This is a genomic window from Nostoc sp. UIC 10630, from assembly GCF_010747425.1.
Taxonomy (GTDB): domain Bacteria; phylum Cyanobacteriota; class Cyanobacteriia; order Cyanobacteriales; family Nostocaceae; genus Nostoc.
Genome location: NZ_JAAGOG010000351.1, coordinates 1 through 4483, shown reverse-complemented (window position 1 = coordinate 4483; position 4483 = coordinate 1). Strand labels below are relative to the sequence as shown.

Below are 4483 nucleotides of genomic sequence, written 5' to 3'. Positions count from 1 at the left end.
CGATTGAATATGCTTTCATGAAAAGATAATATTTTTATTCTTACCAACTGTACCTCATATCAGCAGGAAGTGCTGTATCTGTGTCTCGCTGTCTCTTGTCTTATCAGGGTGAAAGATTTCAGCTAATCTGAGAAATGTTTCCCGAATTTTTCTCTTATCCTCTGTTCTCGCTACAGAGGAAGATTCTACAGACTGTTGTGCTTGCCAATATTGATGGCTACCTTCAGCCGCTTCCTCTGAAAAATCTGATTCGGATTCGGAATTATTAAATAGTTCGTTTAACTCTGTATTGAATTGTTTGCGACTCGCGTTTGGACTAATAATCCCTGTCAACTGGAGTTCAAGGTAAACTGCCTCTATATTTTTGATGGTTTGCTTCCCAAACTTTCTAGTGGTAAAAATTTCATCAAATAGAGCATGAATATCTCGGTCTAACTCAGCCATTTTTTGAAAGTGGGGACTAGCTTGATGAAATATTTCTGTGGCAAAAGTTCGCATTTGCTCGACAAAATTGTTCAATTCCGTTCGCTTTCTTTTAATCTGTTTAAGTAGCGATTTATGTTCTGCTTCTAAAAACTCCAAGCGGATATGTAATTGAGAGAGTGCTAATGGAGTTACTTCAGTTGATTGTAATGGAAGTGATTTTTTGCGAGCCATGAAACACGTATGTAAGTTTAAGGTTTAAAATGTAATTGCCAAAGTTATTTCGTCAATGCGAAAAGAACGTATCTAGTGATAATACATGAACTCTGGATACTTTTTTTGTCAAGAATTACTGTAATGGACATAGGCCACATCATCTATATTGTTACTATCGGGAAGCGCACCATGCGAGAAAAATCATAAAATATCACGATTAAGAATGACACCACAAGACGCACGACAATACGCACCAGCAACTGAGCGCAACCGAGAACCAATTCTAGAAATACTTTTGCAGGTATTACCCGAAAGTGGCACTATTTTAGAAATAGCAAGTGGTACTGGTGAACACGCAGTCTTTTTTGCATCCAGGCTAAGTCCTCGCCTGTGGCTACCAACAGATGCAAATTTAGAGTTACGAGCCAGCATTAGTGCATGGACTGAACACAATGCCTCTGATAACGTTTATCCACCGCTTGAGCTAGATGTTAGAGAGCCAGTTTGGGCAGTGGAGAAAGGGGAAGTAACTCAGTGGCTTGATAGGGAGCCAATTGTCGCTATCGTCAACATTAATATGATTCACATTTCACCGTGGTCAGCCTGTTTGGGGCTAATGGCAGGGGCAGGCCGTATCCTAAAAGCAGGAGGTATCCTCTATTTATATGGACCCTTTAAACAAGGTGGAGAACATATAGCAGCGAGTAATGCAGCTTTTGACGAATATTTACACACCCAAAACCAAGAATGGGGTGTGCGGAACTTGGATGATGTAGTGGCAGCAGCTAGGGCAGAACATTTCATCTTGAAACAAATTTACCAAATGCCAGCCAATAATCTTTCAGTAGTGTTTGAACGTGCCGCTAATGAATAATTCCTGGAAATAATTTCTTAGTGGACATAATTTAATTCAATTCAAAATAATTGCAGATATGTCAATTTTCTGGCTACTTTCTGCTGTGCTACCTCAAGGCTAAATATAGACTCATATTTGATTTTTGAAAAAACTCCGTACAACTCAAAAAGCCTTCTTTCCTTGCCACGCTGCGCGAACAGAAATCAAAGCGGATTCCTATAGCTTGGAAAGCAATTGATGAGAAAACTATCCAAGCTATTCACAAGTTCCTCAAACTATTTGTCTACAATTCAAGACTCAGGGCATTCCAGAAGCGAAAGGCTCATTCTGATTGAGGCTAGAAGCAATGTCAGTCAAAACTTTAACAGTCAACGACAAACTTATTAGCGCCCGTGAGGAGGAAACTATTCTCCAAGCGGTGCAAGATGCAGGGATTCACATTCCTACTTTGTGCCACTTGCAAGGAGTTGAAGATGTTGGCGCTTGTCGGCTTTGTTTAGTAGAAATTGCTGGGAGTAATAAACTCCAACCTGCTTGTGTAACAAAAGTTGCTGAGGGTATGGAAGTCCAAACAAATAGCGATCGCCTACAAAAATATCGTCGCACCATTATAGAAATGCTATTTGCTGAAGGTAATCACATTTGCTCGGTCTGCGTAGCTAACGGTAATTGCGAATTGCAAGACTTGGCAATTGAGATGGGTATGGATCATGTGCGCTTAGATTATCATTTCCCCGATCGCAAAGTCGATATTTCTCACGCTCGCTTTGGCATTGACCATAACCGTTGTGTTCTTTGCACTCGTTGCATCCGTGTTTGTGATGAAATCGAAGGAGCGCACACTTGGGATATGGCGGGTAGAGGGACAAATTCTCATGTAATCACTGATTTAAATCAGCCTTGGGGAACCTCAGATACTTGTACTTCTTGCGGCAAATGCGTTAATGCTTGCCCTACAGGTGCGCTTTTTGACAAAGGTTCGAGCGTCGGGGAAATGAAACACCAGCGTGCCAAGCTTGATTTCCTACTTACAGCAAGAGAAAAGCAGCAATGGCTTGTTTAGCTACTGTTCATAAATTAGCACAACGAGGTAAACCTAATGTTACGCCGCATCCTAAAAATTTTTTGGTGGCTCCTATTGTTGGCAATATTAACAATATATATATACCTGGGTTTAGCAACCTTCACATCTCAACAGGTAATCGCTGCTGTTATGCAATTAGAAGATACGCCAGAAGAAATCCTTTATCGCTCACAAGAAAAATTAAATGATGAATTAGGAAATTATTGGCAAGTTATTTTGTTTAAGCGAGTTAATTCTAATAGCAATAAAATATCTTCAATAAATCTCCGATTGGTGGGATTTCCTGGTTCTCAGGAATTGCCCCATCCCTTACCCCTAAAGATTACTACAGATACAGGCAAAGTATTAACTGCTCCCGATATATTCCTAGATGAAGCACCAGCACCAACCATCGCTCAGTATGACTTCAAGAATGTTTTGCCTCAATTGTCAACTCAAGAATTGTTGATTGGTATACCTGTAGGTAAACAACACTTCATCAATCTTTCAATCCCAAAATATATCGTGCAGGAATGGCAAGAAATTGCACTAAAATCCTGAGTGCTAAGGTCAAAATTCATTTAAGAAATAAAATGACTCGTTTAAAATTAGCAACGGTTTGGCTAGGCGGCTGTTCTGGCTGTCACATGTCTTTTCTCGATTTGGATGAATGGCTGATTGATTTAGCAGCACAAGTAGATTTAGTTTATAGTCCCTTTGCTGATGCTAAAGAATATCCCCCAGGGGTAGATGTGGTGTTAGTTGAGGGTGCAATTGCAAATGAAGATCACCTGCAAATGATTCAGATAGTAAGAGAGCGATCGCACATTCTTGTCTCTTTTGGTGATTGCGCTGTCACTGGTAATGTTACTGCTTTACGCAATCCTTTAGGTAGTGCCGAACCTGTTCTTCAACGTTGTTACATCGAAGCAGCAGATATTCACGGCACTATTCCCCATGAGCCTGGCATTGTACCAACCTTACTAGATCGGGTGATACCAGTGCATACAGTAGTGCCAGTTGATATTTATTTGCCAGGTTGTCCACCCTCAGCAACTCAGATTAAAGCAGTGTTAGAGGCACTCTTAAGGGGAGAAAAACCACAGTTAAAAGGACGTAAATTTATCAAGTTTGGTTAACTTCACAAGTTACTCAGATTCTTTATCTAAGTTGAAAGAGAGGCAATCACAAAATAATTTTAGAAGCAATTATGTTGAAAGCATCTGACATTATGACTAGAGATGTTGCTACGATTCACAGTTCAGCAACAGTGGCTGAAGCAGTTAGACTCTTGAGAGCAAGGGACTGGAAAGCGCTAGTTGTAGATCGCCGCCATGAACACGATGCCTACGGCATGATTACTGAAAGGGATATTGTATATAAAGTGATTGCTTATGGTAAAGATCCCTTTAGTGTGCGTGTTCATGAAGTGATGACCAAGCCTTGTATCGTTGTCAATCCTGAACTTGCCTTAGAATACGTAGCGCGGTTATTTGCTGACCATAATTTGCAGAGAGCGCCCGTTATTCAGGGCGAACTACTGGGTATCATTTCCCTGGTTGACATTCTAGCTAATAGTAGCTTTCTTGAGCAACCCCATACTTTCCTGCTAGAACAACAACTTCAGGACGAAATTCAAAAAGCTCGTGTCATTTGCGATCGCCAAGGTATCCATTCAGAAGAATGTGCTGTTGCTTGGGATGCGATCGAGGAATTACAAGCCGAGATCGCACATCAAAAAGCCGAGAAAGTCGTGAAAACAGCCTTTGAAGAATACTGCGATGAATATCCAGAAGCTAAAGGAATTTATGACGATTGGTCTAGTAGTCTGCCAACCCAAAAATGCTAAGTGAGGACTGGGGAAAGGGGAAAGGGTAAAGGGTAAGGGATTTAAACCCTTTCCCCCTGCCCCTTATCCCCAATTC

General features: G+C 40.9%; 6 protein-coding genes. 5 read left to right on the top strand and 1 reads right to left on the bottom strand.

Annotated elements, in window-relative coordinates; translation table 11 throughout:
- Window positions 1-54: 54 nt before the first annotated feature.
- Window positions 55-657, bottom strand: a complete 603-nt coding sequence (locus G1O98_RS37035) for a hypothetical protein (RefSeq protein WP_175587023.1) — start codon at window positions 655-657, stop codon at window positions 55-57.
- Between the two features lie 205 nt (window positions 658-862).
- Between G1O98_RS37035 and G1O98_RS37030 the strand changes: the two genes are divergently transcribed.
- The 5 genes from G1O98_RS37030 to G1O98_RS37010 all read left to right on the top strand — a co-directional run bounded on the left by G1O98_RS37030 (window position 863) and on the right by G1O98_RS37010 (window position 4407).
- Window positions 863-1513, top strand: coding sequence for a DUF938 domain-containing protein (locus tag G1O98_RS37030; protein WP_163939289.1), 651 nt, complete (start codon window positions 863-865; stop codon window positions 1511-1513).
- A 328-nt stretch (window positions 1514-1841) separates the two neighbouring features.
- Complete coding sequence (gene hoxU, locus G1O98_RS37025; RefSeq protein ID WP_163939287.1) at window positions 1842-2558, top strand: bidirectional hydrogenase complex protein HoxU; 717 nt, start codon at window positions 1842-1844, stop codon at window positions 2556-2558.
- Window positions 2559-2594: 36 nt separating this feature from the next.
- Window positions 2595-3119 carry a DUF3122 domain-containing protein gene (locus G1O98_RS37020; RefSeq protein WP_163939285.1) on the top strand — a complete coding sequence of 175 codons (525 nt, stop codon included), beginning with the start codon at window positions 2595-2597 and terminating at the stop codon, window positions 3117-3119.
- A gap of 32 nt (window positions 3120-3151) precedes the next feature.
- Window positions 3152-3697 (top strand): oxidoreductase, encoded by a 546-nt coding sequence (locus G1O98_RS37015; RefSeq protein ID WP_163939283.1) that lies wholly within the window; start codon window positions 3152-3154, stop codon window positions 3695-3697.
- Window positions 3698-3768: 71 nt separating this feature from the next.
- A complete protein-coding gene (locus G1O98_RS37010; protein ID WP_163939281.1) occupies window positions 3769-4407 on the top strand; it encodes a CBS domain-containing protein in 639 nt (212 codons plus the stop codon).
- Window positions 4408-4483: the final 76 nt, after the last annotated feature.